At 29.4% G+C, this 22,875-nt stretch carries 34 protein-coding genes; 1 reads left to right on the top strand and 33 read right to left on the bottom strand.

The annotated features are described in order from the left end of the window. Positions 1 to 274 precede the first annotated feature (274 nt). The 5 genes from bdr (QIA46_RS06140) to QIA46_RS06120 are packed head-to-tail and all read right to left on the bottom strand — an operon-like array spanning position 275 to position 3,767. A complete protein-coding gene (gene bdr, locus QIA46_RS06140) occupies positions 275 to 760 on the bottom strand; it encodes a Bdr family repetitive protein (RefSeq protein ID WP_418885353.1) in 486 nt (161 codons plus the stop codon). Between the two features lie 3 nt (positions 761 to 763). Next, complete coding sequence (locus QIA46_RS06135; protein WP_418885352.1) at positions 764 to 1,321, bottom strand: chromosome replication/partitioning protein; 558 nt, start codon at positions 1,319 to 1,321, stop codon at positions 764 to 766. A 41-nt stretch (positions 1,322 to 1,362) separates the two neighbouring features. Next, complete coding sequence (locus QIA46_RS06130; protein WP_418885351.1) at positions 1,363 to 2,118, bottom strand: ParA family protein; 756 nt, start codon at positions 2,116 to 2,118, stop codon at positions 1,363 to 1,365. Then, entirely contained in the window at positions 2,094 to 2,660 is a 567-nt protein-coding gene (locus QIA46_RS06125; RefSeq protein ID WP_418905919.1) for a DUF226 domain-containing protein, read from the bottom strand. Before QIA46_RS06125 ends, QIA46_RS06130 begins: the two co-directional genes overlap by 25 nt. A gap of 9 nt (positions 2,661 to 2,669) precedes the next feature. Next, positions 2,670 to 3,767, bottom strand: a complete 1,098-nt coding sequence (locus tag QIA46_RS06120) for a plasmid maintenance protein (protein ID WP_418906027.1) — start codon at positions 3,765 to 3,767, stop codon at positions 2,670 to 2,672. 385 nt (positions 3,768 to 4,152) lie between these two features. Between QIA46_RS06120 and QIA46_RS06115 the strand changes: the two genes are divergently transcribed. Next, on the top strand, positions 4,153 to 5,169 hold the full coding sequence (locus tag QIA46_RS06115; protein ID WP_418906026.1) for an ERF family protein: 1,017 nt from the start codon (positions 4,153 to 4,155) through the stop codon (positions 5,167 to 5,169). Positions 5,170 to 5,202: 33 nt separating this feature from the next. On the opposite strand, the gene QIA46_RS06110 is transcribed toward QIA46_RS06115, so the two are convergent. From QIA46_RS06110 to QIA46_RS05975, 28 genes are all read right to left on the bottom strand, one after another. Continuing rightward, positions 5,203 to 5,649 (bottom strand): Mlp family lipoprotein, encoded by a 447-nt coding sequence (locus tag QIA46_RS06110; RefSeq protein ID WP_418906025.1) that lies wholly within the window; start codon positions 5,647 to 5,649, stop codon positions 5,203 to 5,205. A 105-nt stretch (positions 5,650 to 5,754) separates the two neighbouring features. Beyond that, positions 5,755 to 6,363 carry a Bdr family repetitive protein gene (gene bdr, locus QIA46_RS06105; protein WP_418906024.1) on the bottom strand — a complete coding sequence of 203 codons (609 nt, stop codon included), beginning with the start codon at positions 6,361 to 6,363 and terminating at the stop codon, positions 5,755 to 5,757. A gap of 103 nt (positions 6,364 to 6,466) precedes the next feature. Then, positions 6,467 to 6,820, bottom strand: coding sequence for a BBA14 family lipoprotein (locus QIA46_RS06100; protein WP_418906023.1), 354 nt, complete (start codon positions 6,818 to 6,820; stop codon positions 6,467 to 6,469). Continuing rightward, complete coding sequence (locus QIA46_RS06095) at positions 6,813 to 7,148, bottom strand: BlyB family putative holin accessory protein (RefSeq protein WP_418905979.1); 336 nt, start codon at positions 7,146 to 7,148, stop codon at positions 6,813 to 6,815. Before QIA46_RS06095 ends, QIA46_RS06100 begins: the two co-directional genes overlap by 8 nt. Then, complete coding sequence (locus QIA46_RS06090) at positions 7,129 to 7,485, bottom strand: BlyB family putative holin accessory protein (protein WP_418905978.1); 357 nt, start codon at positions 7,483 to 7,485, stop codon at positions 7,129 to 7,131. Before QIA46_RS06090 ends, QIA46_RS06095 begins: the two co-directional genes overlap by 20 nt. A gap of 3 nt (positions 7,486 to 7,488) precedes the next feature. Continuing rightward, complete coding sequence (locus QIA46_RS06085; protein WP_418905944.1) at positions 7,489 to 7,692, bottom strand: BlyA family holin; 204 nt, start codon at positions 7,690 to 7,692, stop codon at positions 7,489 to 7,491. 77 nt (positions 7,693 to 7,769) lie between these two features. After that, positions 7,770 to 8,588 carry a DUF685 domain-containing protein gene (locus tag QIA46_RS06080; protein ID WP_418906045.1) on the bottom strand — a complete coding sequence of 273 codons (819 nt, stop codon included), beginning with the start codon at positions 8,586 to 8,588 and terminating at the stop codon, positions 7,770 to 7,772. A gap of 9 nt (positions 8,589 to 8,597) precedes the next feature. Then, complete coding sequence (locus QIA46_RS06075; RefSeq protein ID WP_418906003.1) at positions 8,598 to 9,203, bottom strand: DUF735 family protein; 606 nt, start codon at positions 9,201 to 9,203, stop codon at positions 8,598 to 8,600. 5 nt (positions 9,204 to 9,208) lie between these two features. After that, a complete protein-coding gene (locus QIA46_RS06070; protein WP_418905974.1) occupies positions 9,209 to 10,087 on the bottom strand; it encodes a DUF276 domain-containing protein in 879 nt (292 codons plus the stop codon). Further along, entirely contained in the window at positions 10,084 to 10,416 is a 333-nt protein-coding gene (locus QIA46_RS06065; protein ID WP_418905911.1) for a DUF2634 domain-containing protein, read from the bottom strand. Before QIA46_RS06065 ends, QIA46_RS06070 begins: the two co-directional genes overlap by 4 nt. Positions 10,417 to 10,445: 29 nt before the next feature. Further along, positions 10,446 to 11,006, bottom strand: a complete 561-nt coding sequence (locus QIA46_RS06060; RefSeq protein WP_418906044.1) for a DUF777 family protein — start codon at positions 11,004 to 11,006, stop codon at positions 10,446 to 10,448. 13 nt (positions 11,007 to 11,019) lie between these two features. Then, positions 11,020 to 11,970, bottom strand: a complete 951-nt coding sequence (locus QIA46_RS06055) for a DUF693 family protein (RefSeq protein ID WP_418906043.1) — start codon at positions 11,968 to 11,970, stop codon at positions 11,020 to 11,022. A 3-nt stretch (positions 11,971 to 11,973) separates the two neighbouring features. Then, entirely contained in the window at positions 11,974 to 12,582 is a 609-nt protein-coding gene (locus QIA46_RS06050) for a DUF792 family protein (RefSeq protein WP_418906042.1), read from the bottom strand. A 31-nt stretch (positions 12,583 to 12,613) separates the two neighbouring features. Next, positions 12,614 to 13,906, bottom strand: coding sequence for a DUF759 family protein (locus QIA46_RS06045; RefSeq protein WP_418906041.1), 1,293 nt, complete (start codon positions 13,904 to 13,906; stop codon positions 12,614 to 12,616). 7 nt (positions 13,907 to 13,913) lie between these two features. After that, positions 13,914 to 14,150, bottom strand: coding sequence for a DUF1322 family protein (locus QIA46_RS06040; protein ID WP_012644781.1), 237 nt, complete (start codon positions 14,148 to 14,150; stop codon positions 13,914 to 13,916). Continuing rightward, on the bottom strand, positions 14,147 to 14,602 hold the full coding sequence (locus QIA46_RS06035; protein ID WP_418906040.1) for a DUF1473 family protein: 456 nt from the start codon (positions 14,600 to 14,602) through the stop codon (positions 14,147 to 14,149). The genes QIA46_RS06040 and QIA46_RS06035 overlap by 4 nt, the downstream gene beginning before the upstream one ends. Positions 14,603 to 14,617: 15 nt before the next feature. Then, on the bottom strand, positions 14,618 to 15,046 hold the full coding sequence (locus tag QIA46_RS06030; protein ID WP_010256310.1) for a DUF1463 domain-containing protein: 429 nt from the start codon (positions 15,044 to 15,046) through the stop codon (positions 14,618 to 14,620). Between the two features lie 14 nt (positions 15,047 to 15,060). Then, a complete protein-coding gene (locus tag QIA46_RS06025) occupies positions 15,061 to 16,173 on the bottom strand; it encodes a DUF787 family protein (protein ID WP_418906039.1) in 1,113 nt (370 codons plus the stop codon). Beyond that, positions 16,154 to 16,723 (bottom strand): DUF764 family protein, encoded by a 570-nt coding sequence (locus tag QIA46_RS06020; protein ID WP_418906038.1) that lies wholly within the window; start codon positions 16,721 to 16,723, stop codon positions 16,154 to 16,156. Before QIA46_RS06020 ends, QIA46_RS06025 begins: the two co-directional genes overlap by 20 nt. Next, positions 16,720 to 17,109: a hypothetical protein gene (locus tag QIA46_RS06015; RefSeq protein WP_418906037.1), complete on the bottom strand. Its 390-nt coding sequence runs from the start codon at positions 17,107 to 17,109 to the stop codon at positions 16,720 to 16,722. Before QIA46_RS06015 ends, QIA46_RS06020 begins: the two co-directional genes overlap by 4 nt. Next, positions 17,097 to 17,480, bottom strand: a complete 384-nt coding sequence (locus QIA46_RS06010) for a DUF1506 family protein (RefSeq protein ID WP_418905934.1) — start codon at positions 17,478 to 17,480, stop codon at positions 17,097 to 17,099. Before QIA46_RS06010 ends, QIA46_RS06015 begins: the two co-directional genes overlap by 13 nt. Next, positions 17,480 to 17,935, bottom strand: a complete 456-nt coding sequence (locus QIA46_RS06005; protein WP_418906036.1) for a DUF3890 domain-containing protein — start codon at positions 17,933 to 17,935, stop codon at positions 17,480 to 17,482. The genes QIA46_RS06010 and QIA46_RS06005 overlap by 1 nt, the downstream gene beginning before the upstream one ends. Before the next feature lie 19 nt (positions 17,936 to 17,954). Next, the gene (locus QIA46_RS06000; RefSeq protein WP_418905993.1) at positions 17,955 to 18,914 is read right to left on the bottom strand and encodes a hypothetical protein; all 960 of its coding nucleotides are present in this window, start codon (positions 18,912 to 18,914) and stop codon (positions 17,955 to 17,957) included. Positions 18,915 to 18,935: 21 nt separating this feature from the next. Continuing rightward, entirely contained in the window at positions 18,936 to 19,508 is a 573-nt protein-coding gene (locus QIA46_RS05995; RefSeq protein WP_418906035.1) for a DUF228 domain-containing protein, read from the bottom strand. A 29-nt stretch (positions 19,509 to 19,537) separates the two neighbouring features. Beyond that, positions 19,538 to 20,302 carry a DUF228 domain-containing protein gene (locus tag QIA46_RS05990; protein ID WP_418905930.1) on the bottom strand — a complete coding sequence of 255 codons (765 nt, stop codon included), beginning with the start codon at positions 20,300 to 20,302 and terminating at the stop codon, positions 19,538 to 19,540. A gap of 6 nt (positions 20,303 to 20,308) precedes the next feature. Continuing rightward, positions 20,309 to 20,866, bottom strand: coding sequence for a DUF228 domain-containing protein (locus QIA46_RS05985; protein WP_418905929.1), 558 nt, complete (start codon positions 20,864 to 20,866; stop codon positions 20,309 to 20,311). An 11-nt stretch (positions 20,867 to 20,877) separates the two neighbouring features. Further along, positions 20,878 to 21,570, bottom strand: coding sequence for a DUF1357 family protein (locus tag QIA46_RS05980; RefSeq protein ID WP_418906034.1), 693 nt, complete (start codon positions 21,568 to 21,570; stop codon positions 20,878 to 20,880). A 16-nt stretch (positions 21,571 to 21,586) separates the two neighbouring features. Further along, positions 21,587 to 22,810, bottom strand: coding sequence for a phage portal protein (locus tag QIA46_RS05975; protein WP_418905928.1), 1,224 nt, complete (start codon positions 22,808 to 22,810; stop codon positions 21,587 to 21,589). Positions 22,811 to 22,875: the final 65 nt, after the last annotated feature.

Below are 22,875 nucleotides of genomic sequence, written 5' to 3'. Positions count from 1 at the left end.
TTTGCCAACTTTTTATAGAAATTATTATAATTAATAAAAGCTTTATTATATTCTTTTGTTAAAGAACTTAATAAAATTAGAATTTAACCAAATTTGCTTATTAAAATAATTTTAATAAGCTTTTTAACAATTGAATATATTCTAATTTAGAATTAAAATCAATTTATATTTGTTAGAATAAAAGAACTTATTTAAATTTTTAACAAGAGAATTTAAATAAGTTCTACTTTAAAGCCATATACTAACTTATTACTTTATAAAAAAGTAATCATTCTTAATTCAAAAAATACTTATTGAATATAGAATAGATAATTGGAGCAAGCGTTATTCCCATTATTAGAATCACTTGTATTGTTCTGTTACTTGCATTAAGTTCGTTTTTTAAGCTAGATATATCCTTTTGTAACGTTTTTTCTACATTATCTATTTTAGAATTCAAGCTAGATATATCTTTTTGCAAAGTTTTTTCTACATTATCTATCTTAGTATCTAAACTATCTATTTTGGCATTTAGGCTTTTTTCTACAAAATCTATTTTTAGATTTAAATTCTTCTCTACAGTATCTATCTTGGCGTCTAAATTAGATATATCTTTTCTCAAATTCTTTTCTATATCAATTATTTTTTCTTTTAAAAATTCAAAATTGTAATTATCATTATGCAGAAAAACAAAATCTATTGCTTCCTTGCTAAACCCTATATTTAAAAATTCGTTTTTTATACTTTCTATATTATATGTTCTGTATGCCAAATTATTCATAGACTATCCTTTTAATTGTTTATATTTTTTTAAAAGCTTATTAATTAACTCTGTTTGATTTTCAAGAAGTTCTTCCAATAAAAACCCAGTAAACTTCCCATTTTTTTTATAAAAATCATAACTTTCTTGCTTTTTAAGTTGAAATCTTAATGGTTTTATTGGATTTTGCCTAGATGTTTTAATAACATTGTTACTTTCTAATTGTTTAATTGTTTTTTCAATGCCATTATTGGCAATAAAATTGTAGTCAATAATGCCTTTTTCTACGCCCGATACTATTTTTATATATTTATATGCTTGAGATTTCGCGATTTTAAAATCAGCTAAAAAGCTATAAAAATTTTTATATCCGTCTAAAATATACAATTTTTTTTGATTAATCGCATTTAATATTTTTGCTGTTTCTATTTTATTATAAATATCATCCGTTGTCAGAGTTTTCAATTTGTCTTTTAATCTCAAATATTCTTCTTTATGAATTTCTTCTAATGACTCCATTTTAGACATATTTTCCTTTATATCTACTCTTTTGGTTATTATCATTTTATTTTTAATGCTCATGCAAACTCCTTATTTGTCCATTACTGGATATATTTTATTTGTTATTTTATTTTTAACATTTTGTCTAAAGATTTTTTATATTCTTGATAATAGTCTGTTTTTGAAGAAAATTCTTTTCTATAAAACAGTGCTTTTTTAATATCATCTCTTTTAGGAATAACTCCTATTAGATTTTCTTTATATCTATTCTCCAGGTTAAATATTATTTCCTTATCAATGTTTTGTCTCTCTAATGCCCCTGTCACTAAAAAATACGGTGTAATATCATTTCTATAAACTTTATTTATTGCATCTAATATTAGGTCTATACTTTCAACTGCCCATAGATCAGAATTAATTGGTATTATCAAATAATTAGTAATTACTAAAGCATTATTTAAAAGATGTCCTAAGCTGGGATTTGTATCAATTATCACATAATCATATTTAGATTTAATAGCCAAAAGCCTTTTTTCTAAAAGATTGTCTTGTAATGGTATACTTTCGGAATTAAAAACAGATAGTTCTAATGAACTGGGAATTATATCTAAACAATTAGAAACTGTGAAAATGCAATTCTCTATATATTTTCTTTGTTTAAAGACTTCATAAAGATTATAATTTTCAACATTCACATTTTGTTCTTTTAATTTAAATAAAAAATAACTAGTTATACTGGCCTGTGGATCGCTATCGATTATCAATACTTTATATTTTTCTTTAGCCAATATATTGCTATAAAATAGCACACTTGTACTTTTGCCAACGCCACCCTTGATTGACGCTATTGTTATTATTTTAGGTTTTTTATTATCCATTTGATTAACGGTCCTTGTTCTGGGTATTTTTTCCCATAAAATTTATATACTTGTTGTTCTAAATCCGTAAACATACTGAATAAAACTTTGTTGTAGTGATTGTTTGTTCTTGTTTTATCTAATAATCGATACAATCCCTTGAAATAGCAAAAAACACTTCCTGCTTTAAATCTAAATTCCATATAATATGCCCTTGCTAATGCATATGCTTTTCTAGTCCCATTTATTTGATACTTTATTAAAGGTTTTTTAATTGGTTTTCTATAGCCATAAAAAATGCCAATAAATTTATCTCCTTCTTTAATTGGGTATAAATGAGTTTCTTCAACAATTCTTTCCCCATTAAATAGGGCCCGCAATGATAATCTAAATTCATGTTTTTTCTCATATACTCCAAATTTGTAAATGTCCATCATTATTTTTGTATGGTACATTGCTTTCCCATTTTCTTTTTCAATCAAAATAAAGCGTTCTTTATTTTGGCATTCAACTTTACATTTGCCTTTTTTTATAGTTTCAATAGGTTCTGATGCATTTTCCATGTTAAATCCTCATACGGCCTTTACATTAAATTCTTCTTTCGTTATAGAATTTTTTCGTTTTTTTATTAGTTCTAATAATTCAGTATGATATGTACCAAATACTTTATTGTATTCTATTTTCTTCTGGTTATTCAAATATTCTTTTACAATAGGCTTTAAAAATTCAATATTTGTTTCTTTTCTTAGTTGTTCAATAAGGATATTGAAAATATTTGCCTTTAAATTCTGATAATTTTGTTGAGAATTTCGTTTTTCCCTTTCAATCGACTTTTCTAATTTGCGTTTTATGTAGTTTAAATCGTTATATTTATGCCTTTCAATAATAAAATGGGGTTTATATTTGTAACTTTCGTATACTTTTTGTAAATTTGCCCTTAATTGTTCCGGATTATATCCATTTTGTTCGAATTCTTTCTTAGTGTTATCTAGGACATTCTTTAATGTATTTTGCTTTTCTTTCATGCAGGATTTTTTTACATTAAACCTTTTTATTAGATCAATTTCATTTTGTTTTAAAATTTGCATTGCTTTAATCTTGGTATTTTTATCTGTATCTAAATTCAAAATAGAAAGAGATTTTGGAGATTTAAAGTTAAATCTATTGTAGTATGCTTTTAATTGATATTTTTCTATTTCTTTAATCTTTCTTTCTTCTTTTATATTATTTTTATTACTTAAACACTCCACTGAATTTACACTACTATTTTTAGAAATATCGTCTTTAAAATGGGTATTAACTCTAGATTTAAATCTAGAGTTTTTTTGCTCTTCAAAGTACATGTTGATTTTCTGGTAACATTCTGTTTTAGGATACTTTAGTTTATAGTAAATTTCAGTCCCACAATTTACACCCATATGTTGGTAGTAATTCGTTGTGACTTTTAATACTTTTTCTAATTTATAAAGATAATTTTGCATTGTTCTTAAAGTAGTGGGAGCCAAACCATTTCTTTTAAGATTTTCATTAAAATAATAGAGTATGTTTTGTTGCGTGTATTTTTTATCTTTTTTGTTTAGGTAATTCAGAGTTGAGATAAGAACAATTAATTTGTATTGGTGTTTGTTGTGGCAAGTTGGACTTTTTGTATTTTTTGAAAAACCTTTCATGTTTTTTCTCCTTTATTTAGTTATTAATAATTAATTATTATAATGCAAAATTTTGATTTAAAAGTAAATACTTTTCTAAAAAAATATTAAATTTTAATTATTAATTTTGTTAAATTAATACGCTTTTTGTAACTTAGTAAAAATACAAATTGATTTTAATTTAAAATTGAGATACACTACAAACAGCGTAGTTATTTGAACATTTTTCAGTTTTAACTACCTTTATTTAGTAATTTGCAAAAAAATAATACAAGGGTTTAACTAAGTTCTTTTAGTAGAGGATTTGGCTAAGCCCTATTTTTTTTGTAAAAATTTTTGTAAAAAAGTTGGCAAAAATAGTTTTTGCTATATACTTATATTTATTACTAAATAAAGGAGTAAAAAGATGGAAAATCTTTCAAACAAAAATAATCAAGAAATACAAAATAATATTCAAGCAGAAATAAAATTCAGAAAAGATATGAGCACCCTAATCAGAAACTTGCCGCGTATTGACAAAAGTCTTAAAGGGTATGGGTACAAGTATCAAGATTTCAATGACATAGTAGAAGTAATTTATAGCGTTATTGATAATCATAATTTGGATCTTTTTTTTACGCAAGATCCAATTTCTGTAGAGGGTCAATATGGTATAGTTGATTATATTAGGACTACATTCTACAGCACAAGCACTGTATACAAATACTCATTTGATACGCGAATTCATACAGATAAATTACAATGGAACAGTGAAAATGGGTCTAAAAATATTAATACAATGCCACAATTTGTTGGATCAGCTATTACTTATTTCAAAAGATACGCTTTAGTAGGGCATCTTTGCATAAAAAGTGAAGTTGATACTGATGCAGCACCCATTTACAATAATTATGAAAACAGAAATTCTATGTCTAGCAAGCAAGTTAGTGTTAATCAAAAGCAAGAACAAAAAAGAGAACAAAAACAAGAGATTAATCAAGTTCAAAAAAACAACACTATTCAAAACCAGAAAAGAGACATTAAGCAAGAACAAAAAAAAGATAGACTTTATTATTACGGTGTTTTTAAAGAAGCGTTATCTAATATAAAAGATTGGGTAAATAGCTCTACAATAAAAGATAATATAAACTTAATTATTCAAAAAATAAGCTTTATCCAGAATATAGACCCCAATAATTTTGATGATATCAAGAAAATTGAATCTGACTTAATCTCGTATTTTGAGAAAAATAGTGATTTTAAGAGTGTAAACTATTGGGCGGAAATTATAAAAAACCATTTCAAGAAAAATAATAGATTAAAGGATTTACAAGATTTTGAAAAGTTTGTGTCGTTTAAGAGGACTGATTATGGCCCTAGCCCATTAATATTCTTTAGTGTTTTAAAAGAATATGAACGGTTTGATGAGATATTTGCAGCATAGCAATAAAGCCCCCTATTTGGGGGCTAATAGATATTAGGAATTACCACCACCACATGTACTATCTGACTGCTCTGTAAATTTATCTATGTCCCCTTCAAGTGCCCCTTGAACTGTTTGTTTGAAAGTATTTTTATTATTATCCGCATTATCCCCAGTACATTTATCAAGTTCACTCTTTATATGATTAAGTACTGTTTTTATTTTTGATTCATCATTTTCCAAAAATTTATCAAATTCTCCATCTTTAGTTAGAGCAGTTTTTAACCAGTCAAGGTGTTTTTTTTGATCATCAGATAGCTTTTCTCGGAGTAGTTCTTCTTTGGATTTTGGTTTTTCTTGTGTTGTTTCTTTTTGGGTTAAATCACGCTTTCTCCGGTTTTTTGTTTGTTGGGCATTGTTTTTTAAAGTGTCATTATCATTAGAATTACAGCCGTTTAGCAGTAGTAAAAATAAACAAAATAATATGTTGATGATTTTCATTGTTACTCCTTTTTTTATTATTAATGTTTAATAAATCAATTATTAATACTAAATATTGGATAAACAATTACTATTTGAATTGATATGTTTTAAGTGAGGTAGTAGCTATTTGGAAATGAAAGTAAATATTAGTCCCGCTATCATTGTTATAGCCATTGTTCCCATAATTCCTAATACCCATTTAAGCATTTCTGAAAGAGACATTAAATTCTTTTCCACATTATCTATTTTGGCATTTAAATTCTTTTCCACATTATCTATTTTGGCATTTAAATTCTTTTCTACATTATCTATTTTGGCATTTAAATTCTTTTCTACATTATCTATTTTGATGTCTAAATTAGATATATCCTTTTGTAAATTCTTTTCTACAGTATCAATCTTAATATCTAAATTAGATATATCCTTTTGTAAATTCTTTTCTACAGTATCAATCTTAATATCTAAATTAGATATATCCTTTTGTAAATTCTTTTCTACATTATCAATCTTAGTGTTAAGTTCGCTTTTGACATTATCTATTTTAGAAACAAGATTATCAAATTTAATATCAAATTGTTTTTCTAAATTTTCTAAATCTCTATATGTAAGCTCATTGTGATAATATCTTTTAGATAAATCTTGTGCTATTAGTTGTTCCATACCCAGTCTAAGAAATTCTTTATATATTTGTTCTTGACTAATACCACTAACGCTTGTTGACAATGTTTCCATAATATTTTCCCTTAAACTATATTATACACTATTTTAGATTGATTGGCTTTAGGTGCTTTGATATGTAAATGGGAATTTCTTGCAAGAAAAACCTTTTTGTAATTTACATTTTTAACTTCGAATATTGATGATATACTTTTTCCGCTATTGGTTTTGCTTTTTTAATGTACTCTAAATATATCTTGATGTTATGTTTTACCGCAGGTATAGAGTGTTCGTCTTTTAGTGTTGATAAGTCTGGATAAGGATATTCTGGATAATTTGGGTCATTAACTTTCACTTTTGTTTTAGCTAAAAATGTTACAAGATACATAACATATTCTGAAAGTTGTGTTTCATATTTAGCTAAAAATTTTAGTGTTTGAATAATTGGAGGTTTTGGCTCTTCTGGTAGGTTAGCAATAGTGGTGCAACATAACAACAAAACAATTAGTAAACAATGTAATCTTTTAAGCATTTTCACTCCTTTTAAGCATTTTGATATATTCTTTCATAATTTTGTTACGTGTTGCTTTAAGAGAAGTGATAATTTTTTTATTTTTGTCAGAAGAGATAGCCTCTATTACCTCAATGTTGTATTTTAAAATATCTTTTATTTCTTCAAATATTTTAGTTGACTCAGCTGTTTCCATAGATTTTAGTGTGCTTATATATGTTTTGTAGAAAAAATCTATTACTTTACTAAAAGTATTAATGTAATTATGATCTATGTTTGTATCAGTTTTAGCTATGTTGGTTAAGCTAGATATTAAATTAAGTCCTAATTCAATAGTGTTCTTTTGCATTATTTGTTCTCTCTTTGTAGATAGGTTTTCCGTCTTTATTGAATTTTAGATCCTTAGATATTTTGAGATTTTTATCATTAGAATTAACTAAATCAATAACCGTATTGATTTTTTCATTTAATGGAGCGAGTGCTGCATTTATTGCTGGAGTCAATGCACTTTCAAGTCTTTCCATATTTGCTGTATAGATTAATTTATAATGAGAATACAGCTCATAAGCCAAAAAGAATCCTTTATGTGCAATTTCATCAAATTCATCTTCAAATTTAGAAAATATATCAATAAGGTTTGATATAGACGCAAGTCCAATTTCAAGATTATCTTTAGATAATTTCATAATTTAATCTCTTTTTTTGATATGAGTATTGCCATTTCCATTGCCATTTCTAAAAAGCTTGCCTATTAATATAGTTAATATATCTTTTAGTAAGGGCTTTAGAAGAATTAGCACTCCAAGAATTAGTACTGTAGCAAAAATCATTACTGCTATAAGCTTAATTTCGTTTAAATTGATAAGAAGTTCGGTTATTTTAATACTATCCATTTTTTCAATCCTCGATTTTAATTTTTTATTTTGATATGTATATTATATACCAAAATCACAATTTTTGCTAAAAAAATTTACAGTTTAAAAAGAGCTGGGACAGGATTTCCTGATATGTAGGCTCTTTTTTGGATATACCATCCTTTATACATGGGAACTCTAATAGATATTGAAGAGGCCCCCTCATGCTTATAAACTAGTTTTTTTTGACTTTCGTCGGAATACCTTAGATATAATGATTTACTTCCATTTTTACTATGTTCTATGTCAATATCAATATCAAAGTAAGATGGTACATCGTCAAGATTTTTATTACAAACAAGAGTTACATCATTATATCTTTTCATATTAATAGCTATTGAGTTACCCTCGTATTCCCTCGGATAAAGCGTAGTGCCACTAGTATTATAGAGATAATCAGAGTAAGTAAAGCGCGACGGTAAGCCTAGTAATTGTTTGGGAACGGGTGTTTTTTCAATAGTGCCGAAAGGGCGAAGTGTTAAAAGATAGTCATCTTTAGATAGAGTGGTAGATGATATGCCACTTTCAAGGAATGATCTTATTTTTCTATAAAGACTAGAAAGATTAGTAGAGTCATTATTAATTAGTTTGTTTATTATTTTAGTGTAAATTGTTTCTACAAAATCTGTATTGGCTGCAAGCTCTTCTGCGATTGTAGACTTAATTATCTCTTTAAAATAACTTAATCCTTCCCCTTTAAATGTTTTGTCTTTAGTGGTTTCTAAAAAATCTTTAAAGGTAATAGCGTTGCTACTTGCAACCCCATCATCAAGCAGTAAAAGATCATTGTTTTTAACGATTTTAACCCTGTTCAAATCTTTTATTTGAACAGTTTCTTCTTCATCAATTAGTAATTTATCTTGATCATCAGCCATAAAGCCCCCCTAGTTGTTAAAAGTTATAATATTGTTACCATCTGTATTATTAATTTTGAGAACTCTACCAATAGGAATAATTCTCTTAATAAAAGCATAAATTGAATGGTCATATCCTTTAGGAAGCGAATTAAATACCAAAGCTTTTTTAGATGCAGCGTATCCTGGTTTCTTTTCTCTAAGAATTATCTTTTTTAGTCGTTTTCCCTTTTTAGTACTAGGCGAAATAAACGTGGTAAAGTTTGTTTTTATTACCCCTTTTAGTGAGATATCAATAACCCCAGCTTCAGGAGTAGTAACTTCAATGTCTACATTTAAAAAGGCCCTGAAAATCAGTCTAAATGACTCATCAGTACCAATGTGCCGTAAAGCAAAAATAACACTATTAATATTGCTTGTAATACTTTGTAAAGTTTGAGTTTTTGCATAAAAAATAGATAAAACTTGAGATATCCATATTGCGATATATCGTGATTTTACATTTTCTTTTGCATTAATGGATATGAAATTAGAATTAAGAAACTTAAGTTCATTAAGTAGCGCTTGTGCATACTCGGTTTCTGTAATTATAAATTTATGAACTTCAGTGCCATTGAATAAATTAGGTATTTTCATATTTGTTAACTATCAATGTCAATAAGCAATCGATCTGTAGTATTGAAAAGTAGTATTGTATCATCATTAATGGCAATATCCTGATTTTTATTAAAGTCGCTATCAGTAATTTTTGAAATACTTTCAGTGTCTGTGTCTTTAATACAAACGCTTATTTCCATAAATTTAATTCCTTTAACTTCATTAACTGGAGCAAAAAAGTCTTGATATTCAAAGCTAATTCCCATATCAGAATAGTTATTCGAAATAATCCTAGAATAAATGTCCCTAATTTGAGAGTCTATGTTTAAGTAAAGATAGTTTTTAAGGTCAAGTTTATACTTTACTTTCATATAAACATATTTTCTTTTTCCTAGCGATATTTTGTAGGATTTGCGTTGTCCAGTTGAATTGAGTCCATCAATTTCTATGTCTCCCTCAAGTAAAGTCCCACTAGGAGTTGTTAGATATAATGTTTCCCAAAGTTTTGCTTTAAATTCAGAACTGTTAATGTTGGATTTGCTATCGTCTAGTAAAGTTTCCTTTAAAATTAGATATATGTTGGCTTTACCAGCTGCACTTTTAATATTAGTGTACTCAATTCCCTCAAGATTAAGTAAGGCATTGCGAACAGCACTGTAAGTTGTGCTTTTAGAAGAAATGTGTTCTTCAATAGCAGCCCAATAGGTGCCGCCCGGTTTCATTTTAGAAAAAAATAGATTAAGCTCATTAATTATTTCTTCTTCAATTAATGCTAAAGAAGACGCAATAATGTTATAAATTGAGCTTTGATTATCGTCAATATTAATACCATAATTTACGCGTAAATATTCTCTTTTCGATCTTACAATATCCTTAATTGTCCGTTTTAAAATGCCAAAATCAGAATCGAAAACTATGCTCATAAATTAAACTCCATATTCAAAACATCGCCTGAGAAAAAAAAGGATATATGTGCTTTGTTGTCTTGTATAGTAGTTGAAATGTCTGTTAAATCTAAATTAAGTTCTTTAGATATTTCATGAAAATAATTTTTTACAGCGTGAAGATTGTTAATTTTTAACAGTTTTAAAAGTAAGAAATAATCCAGTCCCCAATGAGGAGCATAGCTTAAACTACCCCTTAAGGTTTTTAAAAATATCAAAAATCTTTGTTTTTGTTCATCAATCCCATCAACAAGCGATAAATCGTTATTAAATACCAATTCAAAATTATTGCCTAATCTTAAATCCATACTAGTAATTATACCATATTTAGCAAAAATTACTTAAACAAACTGTTAATATCAGAATTAATTTTAGCGGTTGCCGGGATTAAGGTGGTCTGATCTATTGTGAGGGCTTTGGTGTTTGGATCTATTACGATTTTCAAACCCTCAATAGCACTTACAATATTTTTGAGAATTATTTTTAAGCTAGTTGTTTGGTTAGCTATTTCAATGTTATTGTTTGCTTTAATTTTAACAGTATCAGAGATTAGATTTAAAGTCTTTGGGCTAATTGCACTAAGTATATAAAAATGATGTTTGTCAAAGTGGATATCGTCATTTTTATCAAAAATATTAACGCTTGATTGAAGTAACAATACGTAATCACCTTTTGATAATTCTAAACTGATATTAGAGATATTTTTTGTGTGAATTTCTAAATCTTTAAATTCGGGTATTGTAACAATAGCTTCTTGAGTTTGTTGTTTAAACACCTTTACAGTACCAATTTTAATTATAAAAATGTTTGAATAAATCCAATTTTTAACGTCCTCTTGTGTCAATGTATTTCCATAAATACGCTGGTTCATTCTGTAAATTGCATAGTCAATATCCATTCTAACTCCTTTATTACGCAGGCATCGGTGCAAAATTAGAGGCGTCATATAACTTAAGTGTTAATGAACAATCCCCTGTGTTACTAAGTCTTGCACTTGTTTCTAATATAGTGTTTTTGACAACTTTTCCCAACCCATCCCTAAAAGAAACTTTATCACCAACTCTTAGCTTATGTGTGAAAAATATTTGAGCGTTCCAATATATACGCCTTATCTTGAATTCAGGATCGATTTCACTTTTTTGTTGTGGTATAAATTCAAGACCATAATCTTCTAATGCCTCGTAGTGAATATTTTTCCCCATTTGTTTGTAATTAGTAAATATAAAATTGCATTCAATTTCAAAATTGTGATAACCTACATCAGTTATTATGTTATCCACGTATTTCCCTTTTTTTATTTTTTCAATAAACTCTTTTGGTGTTGCGGCATAAAAATTTTTGTCAATGATTTTAAGGCGATCTTTTTTATCCATATTAATGATATTGCGATTAGGAAATACAGATTCTATTGCTTCCTGCACTGTTTTGCCCTTGAAGTTTTTATTCTTTAACTCTCGATTAAAGAAATTGCTTTTAGTTAATAGACTAACTTCAAGCTCTACACTAAAATCTCCGCCGGGATAATCAGTACTCATGGGGGGTTCTAAAGTACCTGCCATTATGAAATCAAAATTTTTTTCATGAGCAAATTTCTTATAATATATTTTTACTATATCTCCAACTTTAATGTCGTCGGTGAAATCTAAAGGAAGATTCCAAAGTACAACTTTTGCTTGTTTGGAACTTATAGTATTTAATTCTGATGAAAACCTATTAGATATAGTAATATCAACATGAATTCCATCTTGTGTATTGATTGTAATTTTAGGAATTTTTTTTGGAAAAGGAGTTCCATCAATTGATTTTTTTGATTTATCTACATTGTAAAATTCAATTTTAAAATCATATTGTAGTAGCAACATTTTTTATCCTTTATATGGTTCTAATGCAAATGTTTTCACTATTTCCATTGATAGGCTAACTTCAACCTCATCAATAAAAGGAGTGTCCTTAAACGAAAGACTTGTAATTACAGCTAATTCTTTAAGGCCAAAAGTCGGACTATATATACTAAAAGGTACTTGTGCTTGTATTCGATTGGCTAGTTGTTCTTTTACAAGATGAGCGTCAAAACGTAGTAGCGTGTTGCCAAAAACGGTCATTTTGAGTAGAGAAAGCATATCTTTATATAAAGATGTGAGTATTCCACTGCTTAATGAAATATGTTCTCCAGTCATAACTGGATTGTAGCTGACATATTCTGCTTTTCTATCATAATAGTTGATTATAGGCCTTTTAGAACAGCTAGTGTTATAAGTTCGTGATATTAGCTGATTTTTGGGTTTTATAAAAAACAACTGTGGTACATATCCAAAACCTTTTAAATCCATTCTTGGGAATAGTACCAAAAAATTATCTGCACCAAAAAGAGCAAATATTTGGGTTGTTACATCTCTTACTATATGAGTAATCTCCATGATTTTTTTCTTAGTTTCAATATCATTATTATTAGTAATTTTTTTGTTAATTTTCATAAGAATTCCCTTTTTATCTAATTTTTCTCAATCAACCTAGTCCGAAAAAACTTGCTAGTTCTAATATTTTTTTCGCAAGCCAGCTATTTTGAATCATTTCCCATAAATCTCTAAATGGCTTAATTATAGGATCTACAATAGCTGAAACCATGTTGCTTATAATTCCAGTAATGCCCCCTTTTTCATAGGTTTTCATAATTCCTTTAACCCATTCAATTATTTCTGAAGCTCCTTTAAGCACTGGCTGCATACCCGCAGCAGTCACATTCATAAGAGATTCCTCAAGGTTGATCAAATTGCTATCAATTTTTTCCTTCTCCCCAGCAAATTCAGTAAGATTAAAAGAATGAAAATCCGCAGCCAATTTTTGTAATTCAGTAAGTCTAAATCCAAAATCTTTGTGCATAGCGGCTTTTTGATAGTTATCTTTGGCTGTTTGTTTATATTTCCAGCCGACTGTTGTACCTACCATAATCTTATAAAGCATGTCTCCATTTCCTCTAAGATAATCATCAATAGCCGCTGCAGCCTGTTCCATGCTCGCCTGACCGCTAGATACAAGTTCGGCCATAAAATTTGCCGTATTTTTTAAATTAGTTCCATTTAACTTGTCCATTTCTGTTAGAGTGCCCTTGACTAAAGTAAATTGACGCAAAAATTCTTCTTTTTCTAAGGCTCGCTCAAATCCTTTCTTTCCATGAAAAATGCCCTTAATATTTTCTTCTTCATCCCCCATAAGCATTTTTCGTTGTTCTGTTGTATAAAATGCGGTATTGAGTTTTTGAGCTTTTTCTTTTTTAGAAACTGTTTCAACTGATTTTTTAATAAATCCTGTAATAAATCCAAAAAACCCACCGCCGACTTTACTTACAGCGTTGCCAATGACATTTCCTAAAGCACTACCTATTGCAATTTTGGCAACAAGACCCTTTCCTTGAGAGGCCGCGAGCATTTTACTTTTTGCTTTTGATTCTTTTGCAAGTTCTTTATATTCAAGGCGTCTTTTGTCTCTATCAGACATTAAAGATCTTTTGAAAGCTTCTTTTCTTGCTTTCTCAAACCCCATACCCTGTTTCATAAGCTTTTTGGTTTGCGAAAGTCTATATTTCTCAACACGCTCTCTTAGGCTTTCGAATTTAGATTGTCTGTTAAGTTCTTTTTTCTTGTCCGACAAATTATTCTTTACAATATCTTTAGTACTCCCTAAACTGGATTTTTTGGGTTTAAGATATTTTTCCATTTTGGAAATATCTTGTTCGATAGCCTTTTTTGTTGCAGCATGATCAAGAATCCCTTTAAATTTAATGGTGAATTTGTCGCTCACTAAGCCCTCACTTGCTTAAAATTAATTCATACAATTCTTTTTCTAATTTAATATCAGCAAGTCTATTTACCTCTAAAAGCTCGTCATAAGGCAATTTCTTTACATCATCATATGAGCAAATATTCATAATTACTGGAAAATAGTATTTGTCGTTCTTAATCTCGTCAAGCAAGTTAAAATACTTTTTTCTAGTCTCATTAAGACTTGCAATAGCTTTATCAATATCTCTATTTCTTTTGCTCATTTAGCAACCAGCTCATTAGAATTTGATGTAATTGATGAAAGCGAAGTGGCTACTTTTTCATAATCAAAATTTTCATTGATATAGTCAAAAGTAACAAAATCACCAACATTATTTTCATACTCACTCAAATATACTAAAGCGGGGTTTTTAAGATCATTGTCTAAATGAAAAGTATTAAATTGTGCAGTGTAAATTATTGCAACAAGATAATCTTTATAATAAGAAATAAATTCTCTATTTTGATCCAAAATCAAATAGAATTCGTCTAAAAATTTTGGACTTATCATTAAACTTGTGATTTCTCTTAAGTATTTAACTTTATTAAGCTTTAAAACAGCGTCACTTTGATTAAATCCCAGTACTCTATCCCATTCATAGACCGGTAATACTTTTAGTGGATATTCATAAGTTTTATTTTTAGTTAAAATTTTCATTTTATATCTCATTATCATAATAAGACTCTCCTATTAAGTGTTGTTTGGTTTAGTTTTTTGGCAATTAATAGCCCTAATTTCAAAAGATACTTTTTCAGCCTCAGCAGAATAACTTCTTGACGGTTCTTCAGTAAAAATTGCATAGTTAGAAATAATTTTGGTAGCAATTCTATCATTGAATGCTAAATCAAGCATTTTATCCTCTTTTCTCACATCCATGTTGTAAAACTGTTCATCAGAAAGTTCAGTTAACAAAATGTAATCATGACTACCCAAAGTAACTTCAATGTTGAAAACATAAGTTATCGTTTTAGGATCTCTTAAGCTTATTACGGGCATACCTTTATCTTCACTACTAATCACTGCTCTTGTTGTAGGCTCACTTGTAAGCTCTAGTTTGCCACTATGTAACTGCGTACCACCAATTGAAAAATAAACTTCTCTTAAATCATAAAATTGCATTTTTTAACCCCCTTTTAAGCACTTAAGCTGTTTTGATAATCAACTATATCTTGAGTAGTAATTACTAAAGCAACAGCATTAATGCTAAAGTTATAAGTAATATTCACACTAAGTTCTAATTTAAGTTGTGGTGTAGGAGAAATAGTAAGATTTAAATTTTTATACTGTATAATCAGCCCTCTATCTACAAACCGTTTAAGTAGGCATTCAATTGCTGAAGTATATGCATTGTCTCTAGCTCCACTAAGTTGTAGTGCAGATAATTTGCTGTTTTGTCTGTTGTTTTTATTCCAAATTCTAATAAGCTCAATAATCGCTTCATTTTTTATATAATGATATGTAAACTGTTCGTCTATTGCACTTCCAGCTAAATCAACACCTTCTTTAAAGGCGGGTACACCATCAAGTCCAGTTTCATTTAGAAGTGAATAAAAGTTGATTTTTGCAGTTCGCAACTTTCCAATTACAGTATCATCAACAAGTGGTGTAGCAGCTAGTGACATGCCATAAGGATTTACAGAATGGGAAATACTTGCTTGATGCAGATATTGACTTACAAATTTGAGGTGTAAGTTATCTTTATTGTTACTGTAAACAACAATATTTCTTTCTTTTTCGGCATTGCTTTTATCCTTGAAAAGTTCTTTTATTTCTTGTTCTTTAGTTGAGAATACAAAAAAAATTGAAGGTGTTTTAAACTTATCATAATCATCTTTATAAATCTTAAGTCCATCATCGGAATTATCACCCTCAGTATTTATAAGTACAACAAAAGTGTGTCTATGTACTTTAAGATATTTTTTTAACTCTTCGGGTTTATCCTTATAAATAAAAAGAACAGCAGATTTTAATGATTCTTCACTTGAATTGAAAAAATTAGACATTGCGGTTTTAAGCAGTGTTTTTTCTTTTCCAAACTGATCTTGTCCATTCCCATTATCTTTTTCCAAAGTTTCAATTTGTTTTTCATAGTTATTAACGGTTAAATTCAATGTTATAAAGTTAGCAGCATCTTTATTAACTTTAATTTTGGCTGTTTTGTAAACCAAAAGTGGATTATAATAATTGGGCCTACTAGCTTGAATTCTAGAGTCAACTAAACTTACACTAATTGTATCTTGCGGCAATTTCGTATTCCTCCTTTAAAATTTCAATTGCTTTTACACTAGCATTGAATGCTATAGATGCACTGTATGCATGGTTGCTATATTTTGTGCCTAAATTAATTAGCCCAACTGTTTGCATATTAGATGTTGGGTAAATGTAGAAATTAATTTTACTAATATATTCGGGTTGTGATTGACTTTCTAAAGTATACTTATGGGCTTTATTATGTAGGAAATTGCTAAGCATACCATAAAGCATTAACATGCGTGAATTAGCGTCAAAGTCTTTAGCATTTAACACTATTGCAATAATATATATTTGAAAATTTAAACTGAATTCCAAAGCATTTCCATAAAATGCACCGGCTCTAGAATTATGATCAAATAGATTTTCTGTACCATCAAATTTCAATGCTATTATATTTGAGCTAGCAGCTGTGATTTTTGAAAGGTACGGGTGATTGTAAGTATTTATGATGTCGCACTCAAAATTATTTTCAGTTGCATACGCCTTAAACCCTTTGAATATTTGAGTTAAATGATTTAAAATCGTATCTAAAGTAAAAATCATTCAAGTGTTACCTTATAAGTAATTTCTGATAACATTTTGGATGTATCAACAAGTGGAATTGCTGCAGTGTTACTACCCCTTTTATGCTTACTTTTAATTGTATTGGCCTTTAAGGCTGGAGTGACTTGTGCTGATAGTAGATAATTTTCATAGTACCTTATAAAAGCTTGTCCAATAGCCTCCATTCCCGATTTAGGGTCAAGATTAAACTTAGAATTTATATAACTATTATTGATATATTCTCTAAATTCAGAACTACTAGCAATTTTGGTTAAATGTTTTCTTGCTGGTAAATTGCTACCCCCTTTTTCATGCATTCTAGCAATCCCTGCACGACCACCAAACCACCCAATTTCCAATTCCAGTTTAAATTCTAGCTTGTCCATATAAACTCCTTTAAAACTAATGTGAAATATCCGATTGAAGAGTCAATGCTAAATATTTCAAAATAAACTAAATCTGCAATTGATATTCGGTCTTTAAGCTCAAAGTTAAGGTCTTGATATGTGTAAAGTTTAGAATACCCTTGAATATCAGACATATCCGAATCATAAAGCATTGCAAGTTCTTGTGGCCTTATGTCAATAATAACCCCCGCAAATTCAGTGTATTTATTTTTGTCAAATACTCTCTGATAAGAAGAATCATTTTCAAGCTTTACAACATCACCTTTATAAAACTTTAAGGGTTGCGGGTCTTTAAATACGTTGATCATGCGGAAAGACATGTCTGAAAGTCTTTTTCTAACACCATTCATTAGACAACCCCCACACAAGATGGCGTTGAAGTTTCTCTTTTCAGTTTTTCTAAAAATGCATCAAGTTGTGAACAAAAATTCTTGTTTGATCCACAACCTCCTTCACCACCTTCTTCGCTCCCACTACTACTAGGATAATAATCAAGTTCAAGTTCATTGAATTTCTCTTTTTTGATCCTATCAAATTCAAATTCTCGAACAACGCCTTGTTTTCTTAATTGACAACCCATATGGTAAAAAGTAAGTAAAAATATTTGTTCATATGTAAGTGAACTTGCATCAATACCACGCGTTACTAGAATAGCTTGAAGTAAAGATAAATGAAGTAGAAAATTTTGCCTGCTTAATGCAAATTTGTCTATTCCTAATAGCAATAACACTTCTGTATGAAGTTTTGTTACTAAAAGTTCTTCTTCTCCCTCAGCTTGTGCTTGTAAGTTTTCTTGTTCACTCATTTTCACTTACCTTATACTTTTAGCTTTGCTTTATGTTAACTTGCAAAATAGTTTTTCTAGTAGCAAGTAACCCGCCTAAAACAAAATCAATGTATGAATGAGCTATATCAGTTGAGTCTTTATCAACTTGTTCATTCGGTGTAGGTAGCATATACTTGCTAGGTTTAAATTTAATAAGTTCAGAATTTAGTGGATAAATGAGTATTTTATGTTTCAGCAAGTTTGAAGTTTCAATGTAAACATCTTCTCTATTATTAATAGCCTTAATAGTTTGAATTAAAACATCTTCCCATTTTTCACAACTACTTGCTGCACCCTGTGCTGCTGCGTATGGTTTTACTAGTTTAAGTGACGTTGCTGGGTCAACTATTACCATCATCGGTGTGGAAAATTCGTCGCCTAGTTCTAACTTTGAAAGTCCAGCCTCAATTTTTTCAAAGATTTTATCCATTTTATCTTTATCACCACTTTGAACTTCTTCTTTTATCTGCTCGGGCATATTAAGTAGTCCATACATATTTGGAAGTAGGCGTTTTTGATTTTTCCCATCTTTTTGAATCGAAACAGTCCCAGTTAGTACAAAGTGATTAATAAGTTTGATAATTTCACTGCTTGCAAGCTTATAAGCTTGAGCAAAAGGAAGTAAATTGTTATTAATGTCCCCAATATATGAGTCTGAAGTATAAAATTTCTCAGAGGTTTGTTTTAAATGTCTAAATTTATACTGTAATTTTAAATAATTAAGTCTTACCACTTCAGAACTAAAACCAATAGTTGAGATAGTATTAACCTCATTAGCAATTGTTGTAGGATTAGCATTTAAAAACGCGTCCCATTTTACGGTTTTTTGATATCCCATTTGTAGATCAACATCTTCAATTTGATCAGGCGAAAACCATTTATACATAATAGGATCTTTAACTTCTCCTATGATATTGGCCACAGCTTTTGCATAATAATTTTCATCAAATAATTCCATATTAAATCCTCCCAAATTTTATTAATTTCTACTCATAGCTTTATTTCCAAATACAGCTACTTTTACTAAATAAACCTCATTGCTAATTTGCTTTGCATCAGACAATGCTGTTGCATTAATAGCAGTTTTATTTGCCGCTCCAGTAACCTTTTCAAGGGCACCGTCTTTATTAAAAATAAGTTTATCTTTTACTTTAACCGTAGAATCTTTTGCTACTAAATAGCCCTCAAAATTATTGGTAATTGGTACAATAGTGGCTGTTTTACTAAACTCATCTATATCAATGCATATTCCATATAAGTCCTCACCTCCACCAGCCTCAACATGAGGTTCGTAGTGACTATGATTATCTTGTGATTCTTGAATAACTCTTTTTACTCCACGCTTGTATGGATACCCAGAAAATGGATGATTTTCCAATTTATCAAACTTACTAGTTCTAGTGCCTCCAGAAGCAAAAAATTTCACATTTTTGTCTCTAAATTCATTAGAATTGCTAATAAAACCAGCGTCATGTTGGGGATTTTTCATAAACTTTTCCAGTTTACTTCTTTTCTCTTGATACTCTTTTACTAATTGCGTTGTATCTCCCATTTATTTACCTCCTTTTATTCGATTAAGATTTAACCACCATCAGGTATTACTATTTTCTCAAGGCCTCTATTTCCAAAAATTGCAACTTTTATAAAATTAATAGAATATTCTTGCCTAGGATATCTATTTTGATCTTGATTTTTATCTTCGGGTGCAAAATTGATTGTAAATGAATCAGATAGAGCATATATATTAATTGCGGTTGGTGGCCCACCTCCAGCCTTGATAATAACTCCGTTATTATTTATGTCTAGTATTTCTCCTATTTTTATACTTGGATTTCTTGTAACAAGATACCCTTCAAAATTGTTAGTAATTGGCAATACATACGCAGTACAACTAAACTCACATACATCTACACATATCCCATACATATCAGTATCAGCTCCAACTTCTACATATATAGAGTTCTCTTTTGGAACAAGTTTAACCCCACGCTTGTATGGAAAACTATTCGCTGGGTCGTAAAGGTATTCCTCTATCTTGTCTGTATAACTTGAACATGCAAATGAATATGCATCAACTCGCTCATTCTTGGATTTAAAACAACTACTTAAACCGCCAAAAACTTTATTTTCAATTGAACTCATCGATTTTACATATTTCTTGAATTTCAAAAGGACATCATCAAGCTCGTTAATTGCCTCCAAATATGGATCTTCCCCTTGTGCATCCTCAGCTTGTCTTGCTTGCCGTTTAGCTCTAGGAGCAGCGGAAACTTGTGCCCCTAAATCTAACTGCGGGTTATCAACAGCCTCAAGATTTTCTACTTGCACGTTACCTTTTAACGCCATATTTTATTACCCTTTTATTGCTCTATTCCCAAATACACTAGCAAGCACTATAAATAATTCCTCGGTTAATTTATGTGCTTTTGAAAGTGCTATTGCATTAACAGTCTTTTGACCCCCTGTAGCCTTTTCCAGTTCTCCATGTTGGTTAAAATTTAATTTATCTCCTGGATTTACACTATTTTGTCCATCCTTCTTAAGTGTTAAATATCCTGTAAAGTTATTCGTAATTGGTATTACAGTTGCCATACCACTAAACTCATCTATATCTGAACACACCCCATATAAATCATCTCCACCACCAGCCTCAACTTCTAGTTCGGTTGTTCCGTCTCCAAAACTAAGTTTTACTCCTCGCTTGTACGGATACCCTTTAGCAGGATAATTTTCTATTTTGTCCTTACTGCTGGTACACACTCCACCAGAATTAGAAAAAATTAGATTTTGGTCTCTAAATTCAATAGAATTACTAAGTAGCCCCGCGTCTTGTTGGGGATTTTTCATTAATGCTTGAATTTCTGCAACTTTTTTATCAAACTCTTGTTTGATTTTTGTTATATCACTCATTAAAAACTCCTTTAAGCAATACTTGTTCTTTTATGTCTTTTTAGATTTTCATAAAATTGAATTCGTCTTTGCTTGTATGTATTACTTATCGCTTGTACAAATTCTGTAAAATTAATTGGTACAAAATTAGAATCAAGCAAACTTGCTCTTTCTTCTGATTTGGCAATAATATTCCCCTTAATAGAGTCAACAGAAGAAGAATTACTACTCGCATTTTTTCTTAATTTAATATTCACTTTTGCTAAAGAAACAAGTTGTTCTAGTATTTCACCATCGATATGACTTATATCTGACGCTTTAGCAATAGCTTTAATTTGCTCAATTGGAACAAACTTACGAACAAGCTCTCTACGTTGTGCCTGCATAATATCTTTTAATGTGTATCCTTTTGCAAGTAACACTTCCTTGTTAAAATGGTTGCTAAGATGCGCTTTTGTAAGTGTATCAATTTCATTAATTCTCTCTGCCTCTAGCAACAATTGCTTTTCAATACGCTCTCGTTCTTCAACTTCTGCAAGTTCTTTTGTTATTCGCTCATTTATACTTAAATCTCGACTTGTCTCTTTAGATTTACTGTTTGCTTGTTCTTTAAAGCGCATGTACTCTTCAAATTCCTGCGCACTGATAACTTTAGTATCAGCCTTATTTTGCTGTTCTTCTTTATCTTGTGCTTGCAGGTCTTCTTTTTCCTCTTTCTCTGTCATCTTTTAACTCCTTTTCTCAAAATGAGAATAATTTCTCTTTTAAAATCGCTAGCTCCTCATTATTAAATGAGCTACTTTGTATAAGCTGGTTATATTTACTGTAAAGCTCAATTAGCTTTATATCTCTTTCTACTTTTTCTTCTTCACTTAACATAATCAGTGAATTAAACTTCATATCAAGCCCGAAATACTTTGTAAGCTTTAAATTACAAGAATTCTCAACTTGTTCTTGTACACCTTTTAGAAAATCGTAATAATTGCTCCTATCTCCTTTACCATCATTTCCTAGCCCTTTAGCCTGCTCATTAAAACTTCTAGTTAGGGGTTCTTTAGTATCTGCACCAATTTTTGCCTTAATTAATGCTAAAGCCTCCTTTAAATAGCTAAGATCGTATTTAATAACCTCTAAACTAGCACTCGGAGTAGCTGTATAAAACATTCCCTCATTATTTAGATTGCTTTTTAACCTAGCAAGTTCCTGCGCCAATGAGTCATTAAGACTACGTAAATTAGAAATATCTTTACTATGATTGTTTGAATTTTGTTTTCTTAAAAAAGAAGATAAAATGCCACTTCCTCTATCATTATTGCCTTGAGTAAGTGCACTTAAAGAAGTTGTTGCACTAGAGAGTGCGTCTTGTAACTGCACTAAAGATTCATCTTTGTAAAACAAAAAATTGTGGTTTTCAATACGTTTTTCTATTTCAACGTATATCTTTTCAAATAAATAAATATCTAGCAAAAAGCTTTCTGTATAACACGGAACATATCTTTTTAAGATATAATCAAAGTTTTCATATATGATAAGTCGACTTTTATGTATTTTAACTGCGTCTAAAGAATTGTTCTTATTGCTGGATTTTACTCTGTAGGTTATATGATCAAAATCAACTCCCAAATCTCTTACATATTCATAATCAAGGTATTCAAAACCAATAGGTAATTCTATATTAACGGGTTGTTCGAGGTCTATTAGGGTATCTTTGGTTTTTACTAAAACATATCCAATCCCATGGAAACGGTAGCTTATTATACAATTAAGTAGAGCATTTTTAAGCTGTACTTTTAACCTATCAAGCTCAAATTCACTAACATTGCGGCCAGAACTCTCAAGAACAAGTCCGTTCTTGAGACAATCCTCTGCTACATTTTCTATATAATTCCTAAAAAATATTGAGTATTTATATAGTTCTAGTGAACTTATTTTATCTATTAATTTTGTTTTTCTTAAATCACACACCGTTTTACTTCTCTTTATTAAATTAGGTGTATGATAGCAAAAACTATTATTTTTGTCAATAAAAT

The sequence above is a fragment of the Borreliella carolinensis genome (genome assembly GCF_032595855.2).
GTDB lineage: Bacteria > Spirochaetota > Spirochaetia > Borreliales > Borreliaceae > Borreliella > Borreliella carolinensis.
The sequence above is the reverse complement of the archived record's forward strand: the minus strand, read 5'-3'. Positions and strand labels throughout refer to the sequence as shown.

Coding starts and splice junctions, on each gene's coding strand:
- QIA46_RS06050 (WP_418906042.1), bottom strand. CDS start 12,582: ATGAAAATTAACAAAAAAATTACTAATAATAATGATATTGAAACTAAG.
- QIA46_RS06065 (WP_418905911.1), bottom strand. CDS start 10,416: ATGGATTTAAGATTAGGCAATAATTTTGAATTGGTATTTAATAACGAT.
- QIA46_RS06070 (WP_418905974.1), bottom strand. CDS start 10,087: ATGAGCATAGTTTTCGATTCTGATTTTGGCATTTTAAAACGGACAATT.
- QIA46_RS06135 (WP_418885352.1), bottom strand. CDS start 1,321: ATGAGCATTAAAAATAAAATGATAATAACCAAAAGAGTAGATATAAAG.
- QIA46_RS06055 (WP_418906043.1), bottom strand. CDS start 11,970: ATGTTGCTACTACAATATGATTTTAAAATTGAATTTTACAATGTAGAT.
- QIA46_RS06035 (WP_418906040.1), bottom strand. CDS start 14,602: ATGATAATGAGATATAAAATGAAAATTTTAACTAAAAATAAAACTTAT.
- QIA46_RS06000 (WP_418905993.1), bottom strand. CDS start 18,914: ATGGAATTATTTGATGAAAATTATTATGCAAAAGCTGTGGCCAATATC.
- QIA46_RS05995 (WP_418906035.1), bottom strand. CDS start 19,508: ATGGGAGATACAACGCAATTAGTAAAAGAGTATCAAGAGAAAAGAAGT.
- QIA46_RS06125 (WP_418905919.1), bottom strand. CDS start 2,660: ATGGAAAATGCATCAGAACCTATTGAAACTATAAAAAAAGGCAAATGT.
- QIA46_RS06085 (WP_418905944.1), bottom strand. CDS start 7,692: ATGGATAGTATTAAAATAACCGAACTTCTTATCAATTTAAACGAAATT.
- QIA46_RS05990 (WP_418905930.1), bottom strand. CDS start 20,302: ATGGCGTTAAAAGGTAACGTGCAAGTAGAAAATCTTGAGGCTGTTGAT.
- QIA46_RS06015 (WP_418906037.1), bottom strand. CDS start 17,109: ATGGACAAGCTAGAATTTAAACTGGAATTGGAAATTGGGTGGTTTGGT.
- QIA46_RS06080 (WP_418906045.1), bottom strand. CDS start 8,588: ATGGCTGATGATCAAGATAAATTACTAATTGATGAAGAAGAAACTGTT.
- QIA46_RS06005 (WP_418906036.1), bottom strand. CDS start 17,935: ATGAGTGAACAAGAAAACTTACAAGCACAAGCTGAGGGAGAAGAAGAA.
- QIA46_RS06060 (WP_418906044.1), bottom strand. CDS start 11,006: ATGGATATTGACTATGCAATTTACAGAATGAACCAGCGTATTTATGGA.
- QIA46_RS06130 (WP_418885351.1), bottom strand. CDS start 2,118: ATGGATAATAAAAAACCTAAAATAATAACAATAGCGTCAATCAAGGGT.
- bdr (WP_418885353.1), bottom strand. CDS start 760: ATGAATAATTTGGCATACAGAACATATAATATAGAAAGTATAAAAAAC.
- bdr (WP_418906024.1), bottom strand. CDS start 6,363: ATGGAAACATTGTCAACAAGCGTTAGTGGTATTAGTCAAGAACAAATA.
- QIA46_RS06100 (WP_418906023.1), bottom strand. CDS start 6,820: ATGCTTAAAAGATTACATTGTTTACTAATTGTTTTGTTGTTATGTTGC.
- QIA46_RS06030 (WP_010256310.1), bottom strand. CDS start 15,046: ATGCAATTTTATGATTTAAGAGAAGTTTATTTTTCAATTGGTGGTACG.
- QIA46_RS05985 (WP_418905929.1), bottom strand. CDS start 20,866: ATGAGTGATATAACAAAAATCAAACAAGAGTTTGATAAAAAAGTTGCA.
- QIA46_RS06090 (WP_418905978.1), bottom strand. CDS start 7,485: ATGAAATTATCTAAAGATAATCTTGAAATTGGACTTGCGTCTATATCA.
- QIA46_RS05980 (WP_418906034.1), bottom strand. CDS start 21,570: ATGACAGAGAAAGAGGAAAAAGAAGACCTGCAAGCACAAGATAAAGAA.
- QIA46_RS06115 (WP_418906026.1), top strand. CDS start 4,153: ATGGAAAATCTTTCAAACAAAAATAATCAAGAAATACAAAATAATATT.
- QIA46_RS06095 (WP_418905979.1), bottom strand. CDS start 7,148: ATGCAAAAGAACACTATTGAATTAGGACTTAATTTAATATCTAGCTTA.
- QIA46_RS06040 (WP_012644781.1), bottom strand. CDS start 14,150: ATGAGCAAAAGAAATAGAGATATTGATAAAGCTATTGCAAGTCTTAAT.
- QIA46_RS06075 (WP_418906003.1), bottom strand. CDS start 9,203: ATGAAAATACCTAATTTATTCAATGGCACTGAAGTTCATAAATTTATA.
- QIA46_RS06020 (WP_418906038.1), bottom strand. CDS start 16,723: ATGATTTTTACTTTAGATACGATTTTAAATCATTTAACTCAAATATTC.
- QIA46_RS06010 (WP_418905934.1), bottom strand. CDS start 17,480: ATGAATGGTGTTAGAAAAAGACTTTCAGACATGTCTTTCCGCATGATC.
- QIA46_RS06110 (WP_418906025.1), bottom strand. CDS start 5,649: ATGAAAATCATCAACATATTATTTTGTTTATTTTTACTACTGCTAAAC.
- QIA46_RS06120 (WP_418906027.1), bottom strand. CDS start 3,767: ATGAAAGGTTTTTCAAAAAATACAAAAAGTCCAACTTGCCACAACAAA.